24 protein-coding genes are annotated in these 21,411 nt (G+C 70.5%); 20 read left to right on the top strand and 4 right to left on the bottom strand.

Annotated elements, in window-relative coordinates; translation table 11 throughout:
* Positions 1-136: 136 nt before the first annotated feature.
* The 3 genes from CP978_RS16225 (at position 137) to CP978_RS16215 (ending at position 1,678) form a co-directional block, all read left to right on the top strand.
* Entirely contained in the window at positions 137-976 is an 840-nt protein-coding gene (locus CP978_RS16225) for a sulfurtransferase (protein ID WP_043441580.1), read from the top strand.
* A gap of 34 nt (positions 977-1,010) precedes the next feature.
* Positions 1,011-1,298, top strand: a complete 288-nt coding sequence (locus CP978_RS16220; protein ID WP_043441578.1) for a DUF1416 domain-containing protein — start codon at positions 1,011-1,013, stop codon at positions 1,296-1,298.
* A gap of 122 nt (positions 1,299-1,420) precedes the next feature.
* Positions 1,421-1,678 (top strand): DUF3099 domain-containing protein, encoded by a 258-nt coding sequence (locus CP978_RS16215; RefSeq protein WP_043441576.1) that lies wholly within the window; start codon positions 1,421-1,423, stop codon positions 1,676-1,678.
* A gap of 93 nt (positions 1,679-1,771) precedes the next feature.
* On the opposite strand, the gene CP978_RS16210 is transcribed toward CP978_RS16215, so the two are convergent.
* Entirely contained in the window at positions 1,772-2,134 is a 363-nt protein-coding gene (locus CP978_RS16210) for a DsrE family protein (protein WP_043441575.1), read from the bottom strand.
* 103 nt (positions 2,135-2,237) lie between these two features.
* Here CP978_RS16210 and CP978_RS16205 point away from each other — a divergent pair, with 103 nt between their 5' ends.
* From CP978_RS16205 to ygfZ, 6 genes are all read left to right on the top strand, one after another.
* On the top strand, positions 2,238-3,008 hold the full coding sequence (locus CP978_RS16205) for a hypothetical protein (protein WP_079162173.1): 771 nt from the start codon (positions 2,238-2,240) through the stop codon (positions 3,006-3,008).
* Positions 3,005-4,225: a hypothetical protein gene (locus tag CP978_RS16200; protein WP_227745388.1), complete on the top strand. Its 1,221-nt coding sequence runs from the start codon at positions 3,005-3,007 to the stop codon at positions 4,223-4,225. Before CP978_RS16205 ends, CP978_RS16200 begins: the two co-directional genes overlap by 4 nt.
* Positions 4,222-5,208 carry a hypothetical protein gene (locus tag CP978_RS16195; RefSeq protein WP_221500915.1) on the top strand — a complete coding sequence of 329 codons (987 nt, stop codon included), beginning with the start codon at positions 4,222-4,224 and terminating at the stop codon, positions 5,206-5,208. The genes CP978_RS16200 and CP978_RS16195 overlap by 4 nt, the downstream gene beginning before the upstream one ends.
* Positions 5,209-5,462: 254 nt before the next feature.
* Positions 5,463-6,038 carry a heme-binding beta-barrel domain-containing protein gene (locus CP978_RS16185; protein ID WP_043441568.1) on the top strand — a complete coding sequence of 192 codons (576 nt, stop codon included), beginning with the start codon at positions 5,463-5,465 and terminating at the stop codon, positions 6,036-6,038.
* An 80-nt stretch (positions 6,039-6,118) separates the two neighbouring features.
* The gene (locus CP978_RS16180) at positions 6,119-6,556 is read left to right on the top strand and encodes a Fur family transcriptional regulator (protein WP_043441566.1); all 438 of its coding nucleotides are present in this window, start codon (positions 6,119-6,121) and stop codon (positions 6,554-6,556) included.
* Positions 6,557-6,565: 9 nt separating this feature from the next.
* Positions 6,566-7,531 (top strand): CAF17-like 4Fe-4S cluster assembly/insertion protein YgfZ, encoded by a 966-nt coding sequence (gene ygfZ, locus CP978_RS16175; RefSeq protein WP_043441564.1) that lies wholly within the window; start codon positions 6,566-6,568, stop codon positions 7,529-7,531.
* An 82-nt stretch (positions 7,532-7,613) separates the two neighbouring features.
* Here the strand turns inward: ygfZ and dtd are convergent, their stop codons facing one another.
* Positions 7,614-8,039, bottom strand: coding sequence for a D-aminoacyl-tRNA deacylase (gene dtd / locus CP978_RS16170; protein ID WP_043441562.1), 426 nt, complete (start codon positions 8,037-8,039; stop codon positions 7,614-7,616).
* Positions 8,040-8,366: 327 nt separating this feature from the next.
* Here dtd and CP978_RS16165 point away from each other — a divergent pair, with 327 nt between their 5' ends.
* From CP978_RS16165 to CP978_RS16135, 7 genes are all read left to right on the top strand, one after another.
* Positions 8,367-8,999: an RsiG family protein gene (locus tag CP978_RS16165; protein ID WP_063839059.1), complete on the top strand. Its 633-nt coding sequence runs from the start codon at positions 8,367-8,369 to the stop codon at positions 8,997-8,999.
* A 250-nt stretch (positions 9,000-9,249) separates the two neighbouring features.
* A complete protein-coding gene (locus CP978_RS16160; RefSeq protein WP_043441558.1) occupies positions 9,250-10,239 on the top strand; it encodes an asparaginase in 990 nt (329 codons plus the stop codon).
* A 74-nt stretch (positions 10,240-10,313) separates the two neighbouring features.
* The gene (locus CP978_RS16155; protein WP_043441555.1) at positions 10,314-11,597 is read left to right on the top strand and encodes a GNAT family N-acetyltransferase; all 1,284 of its coding nucleotides are present in this window, start codon (positions 10,314-10,316) and stop codon (positions 11,595-11,597) included.
* A 427-nt stretch (positions 11,598-12,024) separates the two neighbouring features.
* Positions 12,025-12,936, top strand: a complete 912-nt coding sequence (locus CP978_RS16150) for a winged helix-turn-helix domain-containing protein (protein WP_079162172.1) — start codon at positions 12,025-12,027, stop codon at positions 12,934-12,936.
* 39 nt (positions 12,937-12,975) lie between these two features.
* Positions 12,976-13,851 carry a GntR family transcriptional regulator gene (locus tag CP978_RS35685; RefSeq protein WP_227745387.1) on the top strand — a complete coding sequence of 292 codons (876 nt, stop codon included), beginning with the start codon at positions 12,976-12,978 and terminating at the stop codon, positions 13,849-13,851.
* On the top strand, positions 13,797-14,669 hold the full coding sequence (locus CP978_RS35680; protein WP_043448736.1) for an HAD family hydrolase: 873 nt from the start codon (positions 13,797-13,799) through the stop codon (positions 14,667-14,669). Before CP978_RS35685 ends, CP978_RS35680 begins: the two co-directional genes overlap by 55 nt.
* A 193-nt stretch (positions 14,670-14,862) precedes the next feature.
* Entirely contained in the window at positions 14,863-15,903 is a 1,041-nt protein-coding gene (locus CP978_RS16135; RefSeq protein WP_227745386.1) for a phosphotransferase, read from the top strand.
* 61 nt (positions 15,904-15,964) lie between these two features.
* Here the strand turns inward: CP978_RS16135 and CP978_RS16130 are convergent, their stop codons facing one another.
* Complete coding sequence (locus CP978_RS16130; RefSeq protein WP_052454143.1) at positions 15,965-16,423, bottom strand: hypothetical protein; 459 nt, start codon at positions 16,421-16,423, stop codon at positions 15,965-15,967.
* 367 nt (positions 16,424-16,790) lie between these two features.
* Here CP978_RS16130 and CP978_RS16125 point away from each other — a divergent pair, with 367 nt between their 5' ends.
* The 4 genes from CP978_RS16125 (at position 16,791) to CP978_RS16110 (ending at position 19,860) form a co-directional block, all read left to right on the top strand.
* Complete coding sequence (locus CP978_RS16125; RefSeq protein WP_043438800.1) at positions 16,791-18,005, top strand: IS110 family RNA-guided transposase; 1,215 nt, start codon at positions 16,791-16,793, stop codon at positions 18,003-18,005.
* A 131-nt stretch (positions 18,006-18,136) separates the two neighbouring features.
* Entirely contained in the window at positions 18,137-18,622 is a 486-nt protein-coding gene (locus tag CP978_RS16120) for a helix-turn-helix domain-containing protein (protein ID WP_043441545.1), read from the top strand.
* A gap of 115 nt (positions 18,623-18,737) precedes the next feature.
* Positions 18,738-19,385: a hypothetical protein gene (locus CP978_RS16115; RefSeq protein WP_043441543.1), complete on the top strand. Its 648-nt coding sequence runs from the start codon at positions 18,738-18,740 to the stop codon at positions 19,383-19,385.
* A 139-nt stretch (positions 19,386-19,524) separates the two neighbouring features.
* Positions 19,525-19,860: a DUF2516 family protein gene (locus tag CP978_RS16110; protein WP_202470129.1), complete on the top strand. Its 336-nt coding sequence runs from the start codon at positions 19,525-19,527 to the stop codon at positions 19,858-19,860.
* Positions 19,861-20,008: 148 nt separating this feature from the next.
* On the opposite strand, the gene CP978_RS16105 is transcribed toward CP978_RS16110, so the two are convergent.
* The gene (locus CP978_RS16105) at positions 20,009-21,304 is read right to left on the bottom strand and encodes a PP2C family protein-serine/threonine phosphatase (protein ID WP_043441542.1); all 1,296 of its coding nucleotides are present in this window, start codon (positions 21,302-21,304) and stop codon (positions 20,009-20,011) included.
* Between the last annotated feature and the right edge of the window lie 107 nt (positions 21,305-21,411).

The raw sequence follows: 21,411 nt of genomic DNA, 5'->3' as shown, positions 1-21,411 counted from the left end.
GCTCCGACTCCCGTATTTCGCCGGCCCTGACCTTGTGACACGGGGCCACTGTGTGTCGCGTACGCCCCTGTCGAGCCGCGTACCCGCACCCCATTCGACTCGCACGCCCTGCCGCAACTGCCCCGGAGGAGAAAGCATGAGCCGCAGCGAGGTCCTGGTAGACGCCGACTGGCTGCAGGAGCACCTGGACGACCCGAACATCGCCGTCGTCGAGGTCGACGAGGACACGTCGGCCTACGAGAAGAACCACATCAGGAACGCCATCCGGATCGACTGGACGAAGGACCTCCAGGACCCGGTCCGCCGTGACTTCGTCGACCAGGCCGGCTTCGAGAAGCTGCTGTCCTCGAAGGGCATCGCCAACGACACCCTGGTGATCCTCTACGGCGGCAACAACAACTGGTTCGCGTCCTACGCCTACTGGTACTTCAAGCTCTACGGCCACGACAGCGTCAAGCTTCTCGACGGCGGCCGCAAGAAGTGGGAGCTGGACGCCCGCGAGCTGGTCGAGGAGGTGCCCGCGCGCACCGAGACCGACTACGAGGCCAAGCCGCAGGACGTGTCCATCCGCGCCTTCCGTGACGAGGTCGTCGCCGCGATCGGCGTGCAGAACCTGGTCGACGTCCGCTCGCCCGACGAGTTCTCCGGCAAGCTGCTGGCCCCCGCCCACCTGCCGCAGGAGCAGTCGCAGCGTCCGGGGCACGTTCCGACCGCCCGCAGCATCCCGTGGTCGAAGAACGCCAACGACGACGGCACCTTCAAGTCGGACGACGAGCTCAAGGAGCTCTACGCCGCGGAGGGCGTCGATCTGGCCAAGGACACCATCGCCTACTGCCGCATCGGTGAGCGCTCCGCGCTGACCTGGTTCGTCCTGCACGAGCTGCTCGGCGTCCAGAACGTCAAGAACTACGACGGCTCCTGGACCGAGTACGGCTCCCTCGTCGGTGTCCCGATCGAGCTCGGCCCCGCGAAGTAATCCCGGACCCCGGACCTACCCCGAAGGAAGAACCATGTGTGGAGCGAAGGCCGGCGGCCCCGACGCCTCGACGATCAAGCCCGGTGAGACCACGATCCAGGGCCAGGTGACCCGCGACGGCGAGCCCGTCGTCGGCTATGTGCGCCTGCTGGACTCGACGGGCGAGTTCACCGCCGAGGTTCCGACCTCGGCGACCGGACAGTTCCGTTTCTATGCGGCCGAGGGCACCTGGACCCTGCGCGCCCTGGTGCCGGGTGCCACCGCGGACCGTACGGTCGTTGCCCAGAAGGGCGGTCTGGCGGAGGTCGCGATCGCCGTCTGACGGCACTCTCCACGACGGTCCCAGGGACCGTATGCGCACGGTCGAAGGGCCGCACCCCCGGGGGTTGGACGCTTACCGGTCGGGGTGCGGCCCTTCGGCGTGCACCGGCATAGCCTGGAGGTATGTACGCACGGCGGCGTCACCTCTACTTCGCCATGATGGGTACCTGCATCGGGCTGTTCGTCCTGGCCTGGGGAGTCGTGCGGTTGTGGTCGGTTCCCGCGGCCGTGGGGATGTGCCTGGTCGCGATGGTCATCCCGCCGCTGGCCGCGATGGTGGCCAATCGCCGCGGCCCCGAGGACCGCTGGTGGGACGACCCGTCCGGCGATCCGAAGTCGGACGACTGGTGGGACGAGCTGGACGGCAAGAAACGGCGCTGAGGTGAGCGCGCCTCCCGGTTCCGCGGGAGGCGCACGGCGTCCGTATCGGTACGCCCGGTCGTCGGGTCGGTAATCGATACGCCCGGTCGCGGGTCAGTAGACGAGGGCCTGGGTGTCGTCCGCCAGCGCCTCCTGGACGAACACCTGTGCGCCCGCGATCCGCACACCCTCGATGACGTCCTGCTCGGTGATCTCGCGCCGCGCCGCGCACTGGGTGCACAGGGTGAGGCGCCCGGCCGCCAGCACCGACTCGATCAGGTCGGGCAGCGGTGCCGCGTGCGGCAGTTCGAACTCGGCGGCACGGCCCGGCAGCGCGAACCACGAGGACTCCCCGGTCAGCCAGAGCGAGACATCGACTCCGCTGGCCACGGCCACGGCCGCCACGGTGAACGCCTGGGAGCAGCGCTCGGGGGCGTCCGCCCCGGCCGTCACCTTGATCACGAGCTTCTTCGCCATGATTGAATCGTAATCAGATCCTTTACAACTCTGGGCATTGCCCTGGTGTCTTCTCTCCGGCGCGTGAACGAGAACGCGCTTTCCCGTTGTGTGGGGGACCACCTTGGAAGTACCTGAAAGACCCGAACAGACACCCGAGGTCCAGGAGGGGGCGCAGGTCGCCGTCGAGGTGCCCCGCGCCCGCCGACGTGGGCGTACCGCCTTGCTCATCGCCGCCGCGGCCGTGCTCGGCGTCGTCGCCGGCACCTGCACCGGTTACCTGGTGCAGGTCGGCCGCACCCCGACCCCGTTGCCGCCGTTGTCGCAGCCCGTCGTGAAGCAGGCCAAGGGCGAGGTGGAGCCGTTGTCGGCCGCGCAGGACCGGCGGGTGCGCACCGACGGTGACCTGCGCAAGCTGCTGCTCTCGCGGCCGAGCGGGGCGCGGAACGCGCTGGAATCCGACGGCTGGCTGGACCTCGCCGAATACATGCACTCCTTCGACAAGCCGGCCGTGGCTTTCCAGCATCTGGTCGACATCGAGTTCCGCCGCGTCGCCGTGGCCGCCTGGGAGACCACCGACACGCACTTCGTCGAGATCGACCTCGTGCAGTTCCACCAGGAGGAAGAGGCGGGAGCCCAGGAGCATGCCGACAACGGGATGTACTGGGCGGAGCGGGACTCCGGCAATCACAGCCGGCCCATCCCCGGCACCGAAGAGGGCATGACGTACGTGGACAGCACGCCCGAGCGCAAGCCGGGCTATCTCCCCGTGTACTCGGCCCAGGCGCACGCCTGGCGCGGTGACATCGCGATGGACATCTACATCTACGACACCAAGCCGATACCCGAGAAAGAGATCATGAGTCTGGCCGAACGGCAGGTGGGGCGGCTGTGAGCGAGCACCCGGACAGGGAGACGCCGGAACCGTCCCCCACCACCGATCCGGCCGCCGGGCCCGCGCCGTCCGACGCTCCCCCGCACACCGCGGTCGGGTCCGGACCGGTCGACGGCACGGATGTGGTCGGCGGGGGCCCGGCGGCCGACGGGGCGGATGTGCCCGACGGCGCCGGCACGACCGACACGGCCGGTGCGGGCACGGCCGACACGGATGCGACCGACGACGCGGACATGGCCGACAAGGCTGCGGCCGGCGGGGCGGGCAAGGTCGACAAGGCTACGGCCGACGAGGCGGAAGCGGCTGGCGAAGCCGATGCGGCCGGGGCCGATCCGGTCGGCGGGACCGATTCCGCCGGAGCGGCCGGGTCGGCGGGTGAGGCCGGTCAGGTCGACGGCACTCCCGTGGCCGGGACCGAGCCGGCCGGGCTTGGGCCGTCGGCGGAACCGGAGGCGGGCGCCGCCGTGAAGCCGCGCCGGCGTCGCCGGATCGGTCTGATCGCCGGATGCGCCGTACTGTTCGCCGCGCTCGTCGGCGGCACCGGCTTCACCGTGGTGACCGTCCGCGACGCCGACCGCGACCCCGGTGACCCCGTCTGGCGGCTGCCCGCAAAGGCGTCCTCGGAGGAGAAGCAGCCCGAGGACGCCGGACTGAAGGGGATGCTGCTGCCCTTCGGCGCCAGTGGATACGGGCGCGGCCCGGACCTCGGCCAGTACGGCGCCGACGCCGAGCTGAGCGGAGCGCAGGCCACCGCACTGCGCAAGGAGTCGCTGCGGAACCTGCCCCGCTCCCAGCGGCGGCTGATGGAGAAGCAGATCGACAAGCAGCACATCACCGGCATGGCGATGCGCAGCTATCTCAGCGTCGAGGACCCGGTCAACCAGGACACCGACGACGCCTTCGTCATGGAGATCGTGCTGTCCCGGATGGAGAACCGGGGGGCCGTGCGCTCCCTCACGGCCGTCCAGCAGGAGTTCCTCTCCGCGCTGGACATCTTCCGGGCCGGACCCAGGATCGAGGGCCACAAGAACGCCCGCTGCTTCCTGCCTCCCAAGGACTCCAAGGAAAAGCTCGAGTACCTGTTCTGCAGCGGCTATGTGGGCGACGTCCTGGTCAGCGCCACCGGGTACGGGCTCAAGCCGATGGACACCAAGGAGGCGGCCCGGTTCCTCCGCGACCAGCTCGACCGCATCAAGGACCCGGGGAAGGCCGTATGAGCGAGCAGCAGCAGACACCGGAGACCGCCGCCGCACCGTCGGTGCCGGAGGCGCCGCCGACGTCGGACACACCTCCGGCCGCCGACGCAGCACCGATACCGGAGGTGCCGCCGGCTCCGGAGGCGCCTCAGGACCCCGCCGTACCGTCGCTGCCGGAGATGCCGCCGGTACCGGAGATGCCTCCGGCCGCCGCCGTCCTCCCCGAGCAGCCCGCACCCCGGAAGGACCGGCGGGTCCTGCGGGCCGTACTGCGCTGGACCGCGGCCGTCGTGGTGTTCGCGGTGGCCGGGTCGGGGACCGCGTACGGCATCGTCCGCATGGAGCGCACCGACGTGCCCGGCCTGGCCACCGCCTCGGACGGGCGCTGGGACTACCCGGAGATCGTCAGGCCGCCGCTGCCCTCCGGCAGCCCCGCCCCGCGCGCCGAGTCCAACAAGGCCGGGGCGCACCACGCCGACCTGCGCGCCCTGGTGCTGCCCGCGCCCGAGGGGGCCCGCGAGGACAAGGCCCTGCGCGGCGCGGACGGCTGGCTCCCGACCAAGGATTTCCTCGCGGAGTACGCGCTGCGGGACGAGCGCAAGAAGTTCGGGCAGCAGCTGACCGACCACGGGCTTCGGCATATCGCCGCCCGCGGCTGGACCACGCCGGACGGCACCCGCACCCGGATCTATCTGCTCCAGTTCAACAGTGCCGCGCTCGTGGACCACCTGGTCGGAGAGGGGCTCACCTCCTTCAACAGTCCGGGCTATCAGGTGCGCGGAGCCGAGACGACCGTCGACGAGGACTTCCCGAAAGAGGCCCGCGTCGACGGCGTCTGGTATTCCGTCTACGCCGAGGCCAAGCCGTACGGCGCCGAGCAGGTGCGGCAGGCCTATCTGCTGGCGGGCGACACCCTCGCGGTGATCCTCCAGTCCCGCACGGGCGCCGCCCGCGCCGTCCCCTTCCACCAGACGGTGGCCCTGCAGGGCGAACTGCTCGCCTGAGCGGGTGGGCGTACCTCGCCAAGAGGGCCGGACCCCGGCCGACTAAGCTGGGGTCCGGCCCTCCGTACGTACCACCGCGCTCGACAAGGAGCACCCCGTGGAGATCTTCTTCGCAACCCTGCTGGTCCTGGTATGCGTCGGCGTCCTCGCCTTCGCCGGATTGACCGTGAAGAAGCTGTACCAGGGCCAGCGCTGATCCCCGCGTCCCCGACGTACACGACATCCACGACGCCGCCCACGACGAAAAGCTGCTCATGATCGAGATCCCGTCCGACCTCCACAAGGACCTCGTCCCGCTCGCCTTCCTGCTCGGCAACTGGGCCGGTGCCGGCGTGCACGACTTCCCCGGCTCCGAGAAGTGCAACTTCGGGCAGGAGGTCTCCTTCACCCACGACGGGCGTGACTTCCTGGAGTACCACTCCCACACCTGGGTGCTGGACAACGACGGGAACAAGGTCAGGCCGCTGGAGTCCGAGGCGGGCTTCTGGCGGATCGACGCGGACCGCAAGGTCGAGGTCACCATGGTCCGCGACGACGGGGTCGTCGAGGTCTGGTACGGCGAGATGGCGCAGAAGAAGCCGCAGATCGACCTCGTCACGGACGCCGTCGCCCGGACGGCGGCCTCGGGCCCCTACACCGGCGGCAAGCGGTTGTACGGGTATGTCAAGAGCGACCTCATGTGGGTCGGCGAGAAGCAGACCCCCGAGGTCCCGCTGCGCCCCTATATGTCGGCCCATCTGAAGAAGGTCGTCACCCCGGAGGACGTCGAGCGCTGGGCGAAGGCCCTCCCCGACGACATGCCCGACGACGGCATCGCCTTCTTCAAGTAGGCGGCGGCGCTGGCATCCGTTCCCGGACCGGTGTGTCCATGACCGGACCACGACACGGCCGCCGGTCCTAGACTGGGACCGTGGTGAGCACCGACTGGAAGAGCGATCTCAGGCAGCGCGGCTATCGGCTGACTCCGCAGCGACAGCTTGTGCTAGAAGCCGTGGACACGCTGGAGCACGCGACCCCCGACGACATCCTCTGCGAGGTGCGGAAGACGGCGTCCGGGGTCAATATCTCCACCGTCTACCGGACCCTGGAGCTCCTGGAGGAGCTCGAGCTGGTCAGCCACGCCCATCTGGGGCACGGCGCGCCGACGTACCATCTCGCGGACCGGCACCACCACATCCATCTGGTGTGCCGCGACTGCACCGATGTCATCGAGGCCGACCTGGACGTGGCGACCGAGTTCATCGCCAAGCTGCGGGACAGCTTCGGCTTCGACACGGACATGAAGCACTTCGCGATCTTCGGCCGCTGCCGTAACTGTTCCCTCAAGGGTTCAACTACCCCATCGTAGGCTGGACCCATGAAGAGTCCTCTGCTGTCCCTGCCCGGCGCCGTCCCCGCCGAGGGCGTGGACGAAGGCGTCGCCGCCCACTACGGCGATCTGTTCCGTGAGCAGCGTGCCCTGGCCGACGGCTCCGGGTTCGTGGACCTCTCGCACCGCGGCGTGCTCACCGTCAGCGGCGAGGACCGGCTGAGCTGGCTGCATCTGCTGCTCACCCAGCACGTCAGCGAACTGCCCCCGCACCAGGCGACCGAGGCGCTCGTGCTGTCCGCGCACGGCCATATCGAGCATGCGCTGTATCTGGTCGACGACGGTGAGACGGTCTGGGCCCATGTCGAGCCCGGCACCCAGGACGCGCTGATCGCCTATCTGGAGTCCATGAAGTTCTTCTACCGCGTCGATGTCGCCGACCGGACCGGGGACATCGCCGTGGTGCATCTGCCGGCCGGCTCCATCGCCGAGCCCCCCGAGGGCGTGGTGGTCCGCGAGACGCCCTACGGCCGTGATCTCTTCCTCCCGCGCGCGGACCTGGAGTCGTACGCCGGGAAGAACGGCCCCGCGGCGGGGCTGCTGGCCTATGAGGCGCTGCGTGTCGAGCACCACCGCCCCCGTCTCGGCTTCGAGACCGACCATCGCACCATCCCGCACGAACTGGGCTGGATCGGCACGGCCGTGCATCTGCAGAAGGGCTGCTACCGCGGCCAGGAGACGGTCGCCCGGGTCCAGAACCTGGGCAAGCCGCCGCGCCGGCTGGTTTTCCTCCACCTGGACGGCAGCGAGGTCCATCTGCCCCCGCACGGCACCGAGCTGCGGCTCGCGGACGAGGGCCCCGAGGGACGCAAGATCGGCTTTGTGACGACCTCGGTGCGCCACCATGAACTGGGGCCTGTGGCGCTGGCCCTGATCAAGCGGAACGTTCCGGTCGACGCCCCTCTGATGGCCGACTCGACGGCCGCGGCCCAGGAAGTGATCGTCGAACCCTAGGGGGTCCCCGTCACCGGGCCCGTCGCGGCCCTGTTCGCCGCGGCACCAGTGCCCCGACAGGCAAACGTTGTCCGTCGCGGCACTAGATCTCCAGCAGCACGGTGAACGGGCCGTCGTTCGTCAGCGCCACCCGCATCGACGCACCGAACCGGCCCGTCGCCACCGTCGCGCCCAGCGAGCGCAGCCGGGCGACGACCTCGTCGACCAGCGGCTCGGCGACATCGCCCGGGGCGGCCGCGTTCCAGGTCGGACGGCGGCCCTTGCGGGCGTCGCCGTAGAGCGTGAACTGGCTGATCACCAGCAGCGGTGCGTCGATGTCGGAGCAGGACCTCTCGTCGTGCAGCATCCGGATCGACCAGAGCTTGCGGGCGAGCTGGGCCGCCTTCTCCTTGGTGTCCTCATGGGTGACCCCGACGAGCACACACAGCCCCTCGCCGCTGATCTCGCCGACCGTCTCGCCGTCCACGACGACGCTCGCGCCGTCCACCCTCTGCACCACCGCACGCATGGGGACCATCATGCCGTGCCGCCCCCTGGCCCCGGGCCCCGGGAAGGGGCCGGGGCGCATCGGTCACGCCGGCCGCACGCCGGTGCCGAGGGCGCGACGGCGCAGAGCCGGTGACCGCGCCCCGGGGATCTTTCGCGCGCCCCTGAACGAGGGCCCGCCCCCGCCTGTGCGGTGATTTCTTACGAGGGCATTCTTATCGCCCCTTAACCCTCCATCCGGGGCAGATCAGGGGCACTCAGGCGCATAGCGGCCACTTCGGGTGGCACGATGCCTGTGTTGCGGCGCATCCGTGGGGGGTGCCGCGCCGGTCGAGGGGACGGTACGTACATGAGAACACCGAGCACCGGGCAGCCGCCCGGGGTCGCGGCGCCCGCGCTCGCGGGAGGCGTGGGGGAGTGCCGGGCGCCCGTGCAGCGCACGGACAGCCCGCTGCTGCCCGCGGACCTTCTTCCGGGCTTCTCGGGCAGGGGGTTCCCGCAGCGGCACGACCTGACCGCACTGCGGCTGGCCGAGGTGCGCGTGCTGCGCCGGGACGCCCAGCGGGACGAGGCCGATCTCAGCTATGTACGGCGCCTGATCCAGGGCCGTATCGACATCCTGCGGGCGGAACTGGCCCGGCGCGGGGGCCGGGTGCCCGACGAGGTCGTCAAGCGGCTCCCGGAGATCCTCAGGGACGCTCCGGCCCGCCAGCGCTCCTCGGCCCGCCATGTGACGGTCGGCACACCGCGCAGCGAGGAGTACCGGCGGCTGGCCGCCGAGATGCTCGCCGAGGTCGAGTTGTCGGACCTCCAGGCGCGCACGGACGAGGAGTTGGGGGCCGGCATGGGCCGTCTGGTGCGGTACGAGCGGGCGGTCTCCCGGCGGCGGCAGCAGTTGCAGCGCACCGCGGACGGGTGCAGTGCCGAGATCGCCCGGAGGTACCGTGAGGGAGAAGCACAAGTAGACGACCTGCTCATGTGACGCAGAGGGCCCCGGTGACCCCGGGGCCCCGAGTGTGCACGGCGGCCCCGGGGCTCCGGAGGCCTCCCCGGCCCCGGACACCCCGGCGGTCGCGGCGGCCCGGGAGAGACCGTGGCCGCCCGCGGTGCCGTGCCGGCGGAACCCGCCGGGTGAAGGCCTTCCCCCGGTCCGGGGGCCCGGCCCGCCCGGACGGGAACCGCCCGGGCGGAGCGGCTCCGGGGGCGGGTCCCCGTCCCGAAGGCCACCACCCATGTCGACTTCCGCTCAGCACACCACACTCACCACCCCCGCCCTGCCTCCCGCGACCCCGGTGCTCGCCGAGGTGGTGCGGTCCGGGTTCGTCGAAGGGCGGCACCGAGGAAGCCTCGTGCTGCTCGCCGCCGACGGTTCCGTGGAGTTCGCCCTCGGCGATGCGACGGCACCGGTCTTCCCGCGCTCCTCCAACAAGCCGATGCAGGCGGCCGGCGTGCTGCGGGCGGGCCTCGAACTGGCCGGGGAACGGCTGGCGCTCGCCGCCGCGAGTCATTCGGGCGAGGCGTTCCATCTGGACCTGGTCCGCACCATGCTGACCGAGCACGGGCTGACCGCCGGACAGCTCCAGTGCCCGCCCGACCTGCCGCTCGACCCGGTGGAGGCCGAGACCTATCTGGCGTCCGGCGCGGTGCGCGAGCCGGTGACCATGAACTGCTCGGGAAAGCACACGGCGATGCTGGCGGTGTGCGCGCTGCGCGGCTGGCCGCTGGACTCCTACCTCGACCCCGGGCATCCGTTGCAGCAGCTGATCCACTCGGTGGTGGAGGAGGCGGCCGGGGAACCGGTCGCGGCGGTCGGTACGGACGGCTGCGGGGCCCCGCTGATGGCGATCAGCCTCACCGGCCTGGCCCGTGCCTTCCGCTCCTTCGTCCTGGCCGCACCGGGCACCGCCGAGCGCCGGGTGGCCGATGCGATGCGCGCCCACCCCGAGTACGTCGCGGGGACCCGCCGCCCCGACACCTGGCTGATGCGCGAACTGCCCGGCACCCTCTCGAAGATGGGCGCGGAGGCGGTCCAGGCGGTGGCGCTGCCCGACGGCCGGGCCCTGGCCTTCAAGGTCGACGACGGGGCGACCCGGGCGCTGGGCCCGGTCCTGTCCCGCGCCCTGACCCTGATGGGGGTGGACGCCCCGGTGGTGGAACGCCTCGGCAGGGCACCGCTGCTGGGCGGGGGCCGTGAGGTGGGGGAGATACGGGCGGCGTTCTGAGGCACGGCCGGCCGGCCGGGGGGGGCGCCGGAAATCCCGCGACACCCCCGCCCCCGTCGTTCTAGCGTGTGTCCATGAGCCGCCGCCACAAGGACATCGACATACGCCCGATCGACGAATCAGAGATCAGGGACTGGGGCCGTGCCCTTTTCACCGGCTTTCTGCGTCCGCCGGTCGTCTCGGACAACGACGCCGCCGACCTCGCCACCCATGTCGTGCCGTCCCGGACCCTGGCCGCCTTCGACGACGCCGGGCTGCGCACCGGCGAGGCCAGCCCGATCGTGGCCACCTTCCGCTCCTTCGACCAGGAGCTCACCGCCGTCGGCGGCACGCCGGTGCCCGCCGACGCCATCACCAATGTCTCCGTCACCGCCACCCACCGCCGTCGCGGCCTGCTCACCCGGATGATGGCCCAGGACCTTCGGGCGGCGAAGGAGCGCGGCGATGTCGTCGCCACGCTGATCGCCGCCGAATACCCGATCTACGGCCGTTACGGCTTCGGTGCGGCCGCCCACACCGCCGAGTGGACCGTGGACGTCCCCCGCAGCGGCCTCGACCGCCGCCGCCCCGCGGTGGACGACGGTGGCCGCATCGACCTGGTGGACGGCGCCGACGTCCGCAAGCTCGGCCCCGAACTCCATGAACGGCTGCGCCGTGCACAGCACGGCGTGGTCACCCGCAACGACCGCTGGTGGCAGCTCAGCACGGGTGCGATACATCGCGACTCCCATACCTGGACCGAGCCCAACTACGCCGTGCGCCGCTCCCCGACCGGCGAGATCGACGGCCTCGCCGTCTACACCTGCGACGACCACTGGGGCGACGACAAGAGGCCGCTGAACACGGCGCAGGTCACGAGCCTGATCACCACCGACCCTGCTGCCGAGCGGGCCCTGTGGCACTATCTCTGCTCGATCGACTGGGTCACCACGGTCAAGTCGGGCCACCGGGCGCCCGACGATCTGCTGCCGCATCTGCTGCCCGACCCGCGCGCCGCCCGCCTCACGAGCTACGCGGACTGGCTGTGGGTGCGCATCCTGGACGTCGTACGAGCCCTGGAGGCACGTGCGTACGACGGCTCCGGCGCGCTCGTGCTGGAGGTCGTGGACGAGGCCGGGCTGGCCGGCGGCCGCTATCTGCTGGAGGCGGGCCCGGACGGCGCCGCCTGCACACCGACCGATCGGGAGCCGCATCTGACCCTGTCGGTCGCGGAGTTGGCGACCCTGTGGCTGGGGGACGAGTCCGCCGTGCGGCTCGCGGCGCTCGGACGCGTGCGGGAACAGCAAGAGGGCGCCGCCCGTGTCGCCGACGCCCTGCTGCGTACGTCCAGGCGACCGTGGTGCCCGGACGTCTTCTGAACCCTTGCGGGATCCCCCGGGTGGCGCTCCTTCCCTCCGGGCCTGGTTCGTATGTCTTCTGTGCTGTTCATCCGTAGCGATTCAGTTGTGGTTGTTTCGCCGGTGATTCAGTTGTCGTTGTGATGGTGCAGGTGGTGCGGGTGCTGCATGTACCGCATGTGCTGCCTGCGAGGCGGACCGACCGAGCTCCCGGCTCCCCTCCGGAGGGGAGTACGGCCGTCCGTGTCGCCGGCCTTGAGCGCCACCGTGTCCCCTGCCCGGGAACGTTCACCAACCTCCCGAAAAGGTGACCATGTTGTTTAACTGTGCTCAAGATTGCTCAACTTGCCGAAGTTGGCGACCAACTTCATCTCAGTTATCTCCGTTTGGAGTCGTCTCATAACCACCTCTCGCTGAACTGCCCAAAGATGGCGTGAAGTTGTACCGTTTGGCCGTGGAGCCGGAAAATGCCGCCGTCAATGGGCGGAAGAAGGCGCAACGGCCACAGGCGTCCCACCACGATGTGGCGGACGAACTGCGCAGCCGGATCACCTCCGGAGTCCTGCGCCCCGGTCAGCGCATGCCGACCCAGGCCGAGCTGGCGGAGGAGTTCGGCGTGGAGCGCGGCGCCGTACGGCAGGCGCTGCGCATCCTCAGGTCGGAGCATCTGCTCACCGACATGTCCAAGGGGAGCCCGGCGACCGTCGCGCGGTATGCGCCCGGGACGGAGTCCGGCCCGGAGGCCCCGCCGCAGCCCACCACGGTCGCACTGGCCCCGCGGATGTCCAGCGCCTTCGCGGCCCCGCATGTGGAGATCGACGCCCTGTGTCTGACCTCCGTGTCGCTGACGCTCGCGATGAGCGAGCCGTTGCGTGAGATTCACGCGGGGCGCATAAAACCGGCCAGGATCGATGTACGCGTGCTGCTGCCGAGCGGCCGGATCGAGCTGGCGTTCCCCGCGCCGGTCGAGGGCCCCGGGGAGGACGACCCGGTCCACCGGAACTGGTTGGAACAACGCAACGCCCAGGGTCAGGTCCTCCGGCACAATCTGCTGGCACTGCGCGGTACGCACGGCATCGACGTCCATGTCGCCTTCCGGGCGCTGCCCTTCACCCCGCCGGTGAAGCTGTATCTGCTCAACGGCTCGGAGGCGCTGTTCGCGTACTACACGGTGACCCGCCGCGGCGCCGAGATCGACCACGAGCACCTGGAGATGTACGACGCGGAGGGCACCCGGTCCATGCTGTTCCCCTTCGCCCAGGGGGCGGGGCTGCGGGACACCACCTTTGTGGAGCAGTCCCATCTGTGGTTCAACGCGCTGTGGGAGACCATCAGTTCCGACCTGGAGTTCGGGACATAGGGGCGCCTCTCCTGCGAAGGATGGTTGTAACGTTCGGTCGTGACTCAGGAGAACGTCGCAGTGAACGGCAGTCGAAGGTTCTCGTACCGGGAGATCGCCGACGCGTTGCGGGACCGTATCCGTTCCGGTGCGCTGAAGGCGGGCGACCGCCTGCCCACCCAGGCCGAACTGGCGGCGGAGTTCGCGGTGGAGCGGGGCGCGGTCCGCCAGGCCCTGCGCGCGCTCCAGGAGGACGGACTGCTCAGCGACGTCAGCAAGGGCAGCCCGCCCAGGGTCGCCGTACCCCGGCCGGTCAGGGACGAGCCGCAGCCCACGATGGTCGGTCTGGCACCGAGGCTGGTGGAGGCGTTCGCCGTGCCGCAGGTCCGGGTGGACGCCGCCTGTCTCACCGCGGAGACGCTGATGCTGGCGCTCGGGGAACCGGTGCGGCTGATCCACGAGGGTCGCCTCCATCCCCGGTCCATCGACGTACGGATCCTGCTGCCCTCACGGGAGATCGACCTGGCGTTCCCGACTTCGGTCGAGAGCCCCGGAGGCGACGACCCGGTCCACCGGCGCTGGCTGGAACAGCGCAACGCCCAGGGGCATGTGCTGCGGCACAACCTGCTGGCCCTGCGCTCGACGCACGGCATCGACGTCCGGGTGACCTTCCGGGCGCTGCCCTTCACCCCGCCGGTGAAGCTCTATCTCCTCAACGGGGCGGAGGCGCTGATCGGGTACTACATGCTCACCCGGCGGGAGGAGGAGGTGGAGAGCCGGACCCTGGAGATGTACGACGCCTTCGGCGCCAAGTCCCTGCTCTTCTCCTTCGAACGTGGGGCGAGCCGACGGGACGCGGCCTTCGTCGACCAGTCCCAGAACTGGTTCGACGCCCTCTGGGAAACCATCACGACGGAGCTGACACTCTCCTCGTGACTTCTCATACCCCGGGGCCCGACCCGGCGACAGCAGACACGGATGAGGACACGGAAGAAGACACGAAGAAAGACGCGGAGGGAGACGCGGAGAAGGACGCGGAGAAAGACGCGGGAGAGCTGCGCGCACTGATCATGGACGCACGCTTCGTCCTCTTCGACTTCGACGGGCCGATCTGCCGGCTGTTCGCGGGCTACTCGGCGGCCGGGATCGCCCGGGAGCTGGTTCAGCGGCTGGAGCGCCAGGGCCTGCTGCGGCTGCTGACCGAGGAGGAGCGGCGGGACCCCGACCCCCAGGCCGTGCTGCACGCGGTCGATCGGCGCCGCCGGGGGAGCGAAGTGGTGGCCGATCTGGAGGAGAGGCTCACCCAGGGGGAGCTCAAGGCCGTCACCGGCGCACAGGCCACGGAGCACGCCGACGACTTGATACGCACCTGGAGCGCGGCCGGCGCCCGGCTGGCCGTCACCACCAACAACTCGGCGCGGGCGGCCCACGAATACCTGGTGAACCGGGGCCTGGCCGGCTGTTTCACCCCGCACATCTACGGCCGTACCCGGGAACTCCGCAGGCAGAAGCCCGACCCCTACCATCTGAACCGGGCCCTGCGGGCGATGGGGACGGCTCCCGGGGCCGCCGCCCTCATGATCGGGGACTCTCCGTCGGACCTCCAGGCCGCCGTGCGGGCCGGGGTGCGGTTCCTCGGCTATGCGCGCGACGAGCGCGTGGAGGAACGGCTGCGCACCGCGGGCGCCGAGACGGTCGTGCGCTCGCTGGAACCGGTGCTGCGGATGCTGCCGGTGCCACGGGGCCGGACCTGATCCACCGCCGGGCGAGCGCCGTCGGTATCCGCTACGGAAGCGTCCAGGGCATCGGAAGATCCTTTTCTGGCACCATGCTCATCCGCGGTGGACCACCGTGTTCCGCTTCCGCACCACGGGTGCGCTCTCAGCCAGGGAACGAACGATGTCAGCCGAATGTGTCCCTTCTTCCGCGCGGGAACGTGCCGCCGGGATGAGCGGCGATCCGGGCGCGGTCGAGGGGCCGCTCGAGGGCTATCACCACGAGACCTATGTGATCCCGCTGCCCACCGTGTCCACCGCGGTCGCCGGCCCGGCTCCGGTGCGCGGGAAATGCCGGGAACCGCGGAACGGCCTGCTCTGGTTCGACCGCCGCTGTTTCGCCTCGGAGGAGACGCTGCTTCTCGCCCTGCAGGGCCGTCTCACCCGCATTCCCGATCTCCTCGAGGTGGCCGAGGGCGTCCGCCTGCAGAGGTTCATCGAGGGGCGGACCCTGGGGGCGCTCCACGGGTCGAGCGAGGAGATCCCCGACGACATCGCCGACCAGATCCTCGATCTGTTCCGCCAGATGGCGCGGGTGACACCGCCGTCGCTCGAGGCGGACCGCGTCTGCAGCCCCGAGGACCGGCCCGCCGACGGCGACACCACGGGGTTCCTGGAGCGCCTGATCTGTTTCGCCGAGGAGCGTGTCTACCGGGAGAACGTGACGCGGTTCCCGGGGCTGTACGCCTCCTTCGGGCTGGACGGGGACTCCTTCCACCGGCTCCGGGAACATGTCCTCGGTCTGCGAAGGCGGCCCTTCTGCCTGCTCCATGCCGATCTGCACCGGGAGAACTTCATCGTCGACGACCGGGGCGGCCTCTGGGCCATCGACTGGGAACTGGCGATGCTCGGTGACCCGCTCTACGACCTGGCCACCCATCTCTATCTGATGCGCTATCCGAGCGCCCGGCACGATCTGATGGCGAAGCGCTGGTGCGAGGCGATGGAGGAGGAGCGGGAGGGCAGCTCGAACGGCTGGGAGGAGGACCTCCCCCGACTGCTCGACTTCAAGCGGGCCCAGTCCGTGTTCACCGACATCGTCCGGGCGACCCAGCTCCTCGACTCCCGCCCCGGGACCGGGGAAACGGTCCTGGAGCAGGAGGCGACGAAGGTGCACCGAGCACTCACCGCCGCCGCCGAACCGCTCGCCCTGCACCCCGTTCCCCCGCTGAGCGAGGTCAGGGCCTCCCTCAGCCACTGGAGACGAACCTGACCGGTCGTGTCCTGTTCCGACAAGTGCGGGCGGCCTCGTCCTGGACATATGCCGGTGCCGGTCAGCCGCGGCGGAACCATGACCGTCGGCGATGCGGCCGGGCGGGGCTCTGAGCTGACAGGCGCAGGCCGAGCCCGATCGCGTAGCCGACGAGGCTGTCTTCGGGGCCGTTCTGGAAGCGTTTGATCACGCGTTGGACGGGCCAGATGATCGAGCCGTCGGGCAGGCGGAGAACGATGTTGATCTCGCCGTGCGGGTCCTGATCATCGACCTCCCAGACCCCGCCGAGGCCCTGCCGGACGGTCTCGCCGAGGTAGGCGCCGAGGGCGAACAGCCGCGGCCCCCTATCGGTTGCGAGCAGGCCGCCGTCCGTCGCGATCCCGTGGTCGGAGTGCTCGCTCATGAAGCGCTCGATGTCCGGCAGGCTCTCGGGTGTGAAGTCCGCCCGATAGCCGGAGCTGCCGAGGGCACGGGCGATCCGGGCCGCGCTCGTGCGCACGTCGTCAAGAAGGGAGGCCATGGCCGGATCACCTGACCTTTGCGCTGCCGCAGGTGAAGACCGTTTCCCGAAGGAGCTCTGGTGTGATGCGAAACGAGTCGACGCCATTGATGTCGACGTGATCGGCAGCAGTCGAAGCCATGCCCGAGATCCTCGCTGACGCCACTGACATCGATGCTGATACTCAGGTTCCGGTGGTCGTGGCTCTGCCACTGACTGACGCCCTGCTGGGCTGTCTTCCCACTGTTCTGTCCGGCCGCCGGGACCTGTTCTCATGGCTCCGGCCGGGCGGAACATGACCTGATAGGAGCTTGGTCAGAAGCCCCCTCGATGTCCTGTCTGCGCCACCCGGCCGGCGCCCACCTTCGGCTGGGAAGGCATCATCAGCATGACATCAGCGGTCGTAGACGACACGGCGGACCAGGATGTGTTCGGCGGGGTCGACTCCCATGCCGACACCATCCACGTCGCGGTCATCAGCGACAACGGCGGTCACCTCGCCGACGCCGAGTTCACCACCACCGGCGCCGGATACGCCGCGGCCCTGGCCTTTGTGGCCGCCCACGGCCACGTGATCGCGATCGGGGTGGAAGGCACCGCCTCCTACGGCGCCGGCTTCACCCGCGCCGCGCGCTCGCACGGCCACCAGGTCGTCGAGGTCAACCGGCCCGACCGGGCCGAACGCCGCCGCATCGGCAAGTCCGATCCCATCGACGCCTACGCCGCGGCCCGCGCCGCCCTGTCCGGACGGGCCTCCAGCGCCCCCAAGGACGACACCGTCGCCGGCATACGCGCCCTGCACAACGCCGCCCGCTCCGCCGTCAAGGCCCGCACCGCAGCCCTGAACCAGATCGGCCACATCCTCATCACCGCCCCCGACACCGTCCGCGCCAAGTACGGGCAGCTCAAAGGAACGGACCGCACCGACGCCCTGGCCCGACTGCGGCCCTGCGGGGACGCCGTCCACACCGCGGTCCTCACCGCGCTCAGGAGCCTCGCCCGGCGCGTCAAAGAACTGACCGCCGAGCACGAAGCCCTGACCAAGGCCCTGGACAGCGAGGTCACCGTCCACAACCCCGGACTGCGGGCCTCCTACGGAGTCGGCCCCGACACCGCCGCCCAGCTCCTGCTCACGGCGGGAGGCAACCCCGAACGCATGCGGACCGAGGCGGCCTTCGCGGCCCTCTGCGGAGTCGCACCCGTCCCCGCCTCCAGCGGCCGGACGAACCGGCACCGCCTCTCACGAGGCGGCGACCGGGCCGCCAACGCGGCCCTCTACCGCATCGCTCTCGTCCGTATGTCCCACGACTTGCGCACCCGCGAGTACGTGACACGACAGACCACCGCCGGCCGGACGAAGAAGGAAATCATCCGGTTGCTGAAACGGGCCATCGCCCGGGAGATGTTCCGTTGCCTGACCACCACGGTCGCCGTCCCCGGCATCGCCGACCTGCGGCCTCTGCGGCAGTCCAGGAACATCACGCTCACCGCCGCAGCGAAGCACTTCGGCGTCTGGCCGGCCACCATCTCCACCCTCGAACGCGGAATCCGCCGAGACGACGACCTCGCCCACGCCTACCGCAACTGGCTCCAAGCCGCTTGACAGCAATAGGAGCATCATCGGTGGCTGAGCCATTGACTCGTATCCCACATGCCCGCCGCAGGGGGTGAGGTGGCGCACTTTTGCAAGCGATGTGCTTGCAATTGTTAGCGCGGTTGGGGCAAGGTGGAGGCATGGCATCGCTGAACGTCGGCAATCTCGGTGAGTACCTGCGGGAGCAGCGCCGCAATGCGCAGTTGTCCCTCAGGCAGCTCGCCGAGGCTGCCGGCGTGTCCAATCCGTATCTGAGCCAGATCGAGCGCGGGCTGCGCAAGCCGAGCGCGGAGGTGTTGCAGCAGGTCGCCAAGGCGCTGCGGATCTCCGCCGAGACGCTGTATGTGCGGGCCGGCATCCTCGACGCCGAGCGGGACCGGGACGAGGTGGAGACGCGCGCCGTCCTCCTCGCCGATCCCACGCTCACCGAGCCGCAGAAGCAGGTTCTGCTCCAGATCTACGAGTCCTTTCGCAAGGAGAACGGCTTCGAGATCGTCCGGGCGGACCCGGCTGAAGGACCGGCGGCCCGGAAGGCACAGCACGCGGACGGCCCCTGGGACACCGCAGGCCCCGGCCCTCGCACGGTCGACGGCAGCGATGCCGGTCCGCGGCACACCGACGGCTGACGGGCGCGCCCCGGGATGCCCCGGGACGACCGGCAGACGACGGGGCGACCGGACGACGTCCCACGGACCACCCCAAAACCCTCAGCCGAAAGCCGAAACCGGGAGGACCGTTCCCATGGCCATCACCGACGATCTGCGTAAGACCCTCAGCGACCCGACCCCGTTCTACTTCGCCGCCGGCACCGCCGACCTGGCCCTCCAGCAGGCCAAGAAGGTGCCCGGCCTGGTGGAGCAGCTGCGGGCCGAGGCGCCGGCTCGCTTCGACGCCGTGCGCAACACCGACCCCAAGGTGGTCCAGGAGCGGGCCGCGGCCCGCGCCAAGGAGGCCCGGGTCCGCGTCAAGGAGAGCCAGGAGACCTTCCAGGCGAAGGTCAGCGAGTTCGTCAACGGGCTCGACTCGGACCTCAAGAAGTTCGGCGGCAACCTCGACGCCGACCTGAAGAAGCTCGGCGAGACCGCCCAGGACCTCGCCCTGCGCGGCGTCGGTGTGGCCGCCGAGTACGCGGTCAGGGCGCGGGAGACCTATGAGAAGGTCGCCGAGCACGGCGAGCAGGCCGTGAAGACCTGGCGCGGTGAGGCCGCCGAGGGCATGGAGGACCTGGCCGTCGCCGTCGAGGGCAGGCCGGAACCCGTCGTGGTCAACGACGAGCCTCGGTCGGCCGACGCTGCCGACGCCGAGTCGTCCCAGGTCAGGAAGCCCGTCGCGAAGAAGGCTCCGGCCAAGAAGCCGGTGGCGAAGAAGAGCACGCCGCCGGCCAAGTAGCCGGGACGCCGTCGAAGGACGCGGAACGACGGGTCGGGCACTCCGGGAGAGCCCGACCCGTTCTTACGGATACACGGCGGCCGGACACGGGTACGGTGGCCCTACAGAGGATTCGACCCGGGTGGTGGGCATTGTGCTGATGACGGCTTTCGGCGGCTTTCTGTCGCTGCTCTACCTGGCGATGCTGGTGCTCGCCGTGGTGGCGTTGGTGATGGCCGCGCTGTACCGGGATGACGCGTACCGTGCCGCCGACAAACAGAACAAGGGCTTCTGGCTGATCATCCTGGGGATCGCGGTCGCGGTGAATCTGCTGGTGCCGATACTTTTCCTGCAGATCGCGGGACTGATCGCGACGATCGTCTTCTTCGTGGACGTACGCCCGGCGGTCAGGCAGATCTCGGGCGGTGGCTTCGGCCGACGCCACCGCGGAAGCAGCAGCGACGGCCCCTACGGTCCCTACAACGGCGGACGGTAGCCCCGACGGGCCCCGCGGCCCTGCGTCCCACGGTCCCGGTCTGTGTACAGGCCGGGACTTCGTGCGGTGCGGGGACTTCGTGCCGGCACAGCCGGGTGCCGCCGTACGACTGTGAGGCCCGGCGGGGGCGTGGCGGCAGCGGGCGGGCTCAGGGCGCGCGGTCGAGCAGGACGACCGCCACGTCGTCGGTCAGCTCCCCGCCGTTGAGGTCGCGGACCTCGCGGACCGTGGCGCGCAGCAGCGCCTCGCCGGTGAGTCCCTCCGCCAGTCGGCGGCGGACCAGATCCACCATGCCGTCCTGGCCGAGGCGCTCCCCCTCGTTCCCGACGCGGCCCTCGATCAGCCCGTCGGTGTAGAGCATCAGGCTCCATACGGGGCCCAGCTCGACCTGTATGCGCGGCCAGCGGGCGTGCCCCAGCAGACCCAGCGCCGGGCCGTTGGCGTCGTACGGCAGCAGCTCGGCGGGCCGGTCCGGGCGGGCGATCAGCGGGGAGGGGTGACCGGCCAGGCACAGTCCGGCACGGCGGCCGTCCGGCTCGATGTCCACCGTGCACAGCGTCGCGAAGATCTCCTCGCTGTCTCGCTCGTGCTCCAGGACCTGCTGGAGGGTGGCGAGCAGCTCGTCGCCGCACAGCCCCGCCAGCGTCAGGGCGCGCCAGGCGATGCGCAGCTCCACACCGAGCGCCGCCTCGTCCGGACCGTGTCCGCAGACGTCGCCGATCATCGCGTGCACCGTGCCGTCCGGGGTGCGGACCGTGTCGTAGAAGTCGCCGCCGAGCAGCGCACGGGAGCGGCCGGGGCGGTAGCGGGCCGCGAAGCGCAGCGAGGAGCCGTCCAGCAGCGGGTTGGGCAGCAGACCACGCTCCAGCCGGGCGTTCTCCTGCGCCCGCAGCCTGGACTCGGTCAGCCGTCGCTCGGCCCGGTCGGACCGCTTCCGTTCGACCGCGTACCGCACGGCGCGGCTCAGCAGTCGTCCGTCCAGTTCGTCCCGGAACAGGTAGTCCTGGGCGCCGACGCGTACGGCCTCGGCGCCGCGCTCGGCGTCACCGGACGTGGTGAGCGCGAGGACCGCGTGACGGGGCGCGATCTCCAGCACATGGCGCAACACGGCCAGCTCGTCGTCCTCCACGGCGGACCGGCCGGGGGCGGGCAGCGCGAGGTCCAGCAGGATGCAGTGGACGTCATGGGTGAGCAGCCGCTCGGCCTCGGTGAGATTCCGGGCGGTGCGCAGCCGGATGGGACGGCCGGCCGAGTCGAGCATCTCGGGCACGATCGGTGAACCGGTCGGGTCGTCCTCGATCACCAGCAGCGTGAGCGTGTCGGTCGGGGTCTTGCCGCGGGCGGCCGACCCCGGTACGGCCTGTGTCCCCGGCGGGGACTCGGTTTCAGCCTGAGCACACTCCACGGCCGGGATCGCTCTCTGCCGCGGTACGGGTGCGGGCATTGTCGTCGGGTTCCTTCCCTCCCCCCGAACACGGTGGGGCGAGGGACCTCGACCCACCGACGGGGACACTAGCGGTAGCCGGGCCCCCAACGGAATGCCCGACGGGA

Source organism: Streptomyces nodosus (genome assembly GCF_008704995.1).
In the GTDB taxonomy this organism is placed as follows: Bacteria; Actinomycetota; Actinomycetes; order Streptomycetales; family Streptomycetaceae; genus Streptomyces; species Streptomyces nodosus.
Note: the sequence above shows the minus strand (reverse complement) of the source record. Positions and strands in the feature narration are given on the sequence as shown.

What these genes read in the sequence shown, in the direction of transcription:
- CP978_RS16225 (WP_043441580.1), top strand. Translation starts at nt 137, where the DNA reads ATGAGCCGCAGCGAGGTCCTGGTAGACGCCGACTGGCTGCAGGAGCAC.
- CP978_RS16220 (WP_043441578.1), top strand. Translation starts at nt 1,011, where the DNA reads ATGTGTGGAGCGAAGGCCGGCGGCCCCGACGCCTCGACGATCAAGCCC.
- CP978_RS16215 (WP_043441576.1), top strand. Translation starts at nt 1,421, where the DNA reads ATGTACGCACGGCGGCGTCACCTCTACTTCGCCATGATGGGTACCTGC.
- CP978_RS16210 (WP_043441575.1), bottom strand. Translation starts at nt 2,134, where the DNA reads ATGGCGAAGAAGCTCGTGATCAAGGTGACGGCCGGGGCGGACGCCCCC.
- CP978_RS16195 (WP_221500915.1), top strand. Translation starts at nt 4,222, where the DNA reads ATGAGCGAGCAGCAGCAGACACCGGAGACCGCCGCCGCACCGTCGGTG.
- CP978_RS16185 (WP_043441568.1), top strand. Translation starts at nt 5,463, where the DNA reads ATGATCGAGATCCCGTCCGACCTCCACAAGGACCTCGTCCCGCTCGCC.
- ygfZ (WP_043441564.1), top strand. Translation starts at nt 6,566, where the DNA reads ATGAAGAGTCCTCTGCTGTCCCTGCCCGGCGCCGTCCCCGCCGAGGGC.
- dtd (WP_043441562.1), bottom strand. Translation starts at nt 8,039, where the DNA reads ATGCGTGCGGTGGTGCAGAGGGTGGACGGCGCGAGCGTCGTCGTGGAC.
- CP978_RS16165 (WP_063839059.1), top strand. Translation starts at nt 8,367, where the DNA reads ATGAGAACACCGAGCACCGGGCAGCCGCCCGGGGTCGCGGCGCCCGCG.
- CP978_RS16160 (WP_043441558.1), top strand. Translation starts at nt 9,250, where the DNA reads ATGTCGACTTCCGCTCAGCACACCACACTCACCACCCCCGCCCTGCCT.
- CP978_RS16155 (WP_043441555.1), top strand. Translation starts at nt 10,314, where the DNA reads ATGAGCCGCCGCCACAAGGACATCGACATACGCCCGATCGACGAATCA.
- CP978_RS16135 (WP_227745386.1), top strand. Translation starts at nt 14,863, where the DNA reads ATGAGCGGCGATCCGGGCGCGGTCGAGGGGCCGCTCGAGGGCTATCAC.
- CP978_RS16130 (WP_052454143.1), bottom strand. Translation starts at nt 16,423, where the DNA reads ATGGCCTCCCTTCTTGACGACGTGCGCACGAGCGCGGCCCGGATCGCC.
- CP978_RS16125 (WP_043438800.1), top strand. Translation starts at nt 16,791, where the DNA reads ATGACATCAGCGGTCGTAGACGACACGGCGGACCAGGATGTGTTCGGC.
- CP978_RS16120 (WP_043441545.1), top strand. Translation starts at nt 18,137, where the DNA reads ATGGCATCGCTGAACGTCGGCAATCTCGGTGAGTACCTGCGGGAGCAG.
- CP978_RS16115 (WP_043441543.1), top strand. Translation starts at nt 18,738, where the DNA reads ATGGCCATCACCGACGATCTGCGTAAGACCCTCAGCGACCCGACCCCG.
- CP978_RS16110 (WP_202470129.1), top strand. Translation starts at nt 19,525, where the DNA reads ATGACGGCTTTCGGCGGCTTTCTGTCGCTGCTCTACCTGGCGATGCTG.
- CP978_RS16105 (WP_043441542.1), bottom strand. Translation starts at nt 21,304, where the DNA reads ATGCCCGCACCCGTACCGCGGCAGAGAGCGATCCCGGCCGTGGAGTGT.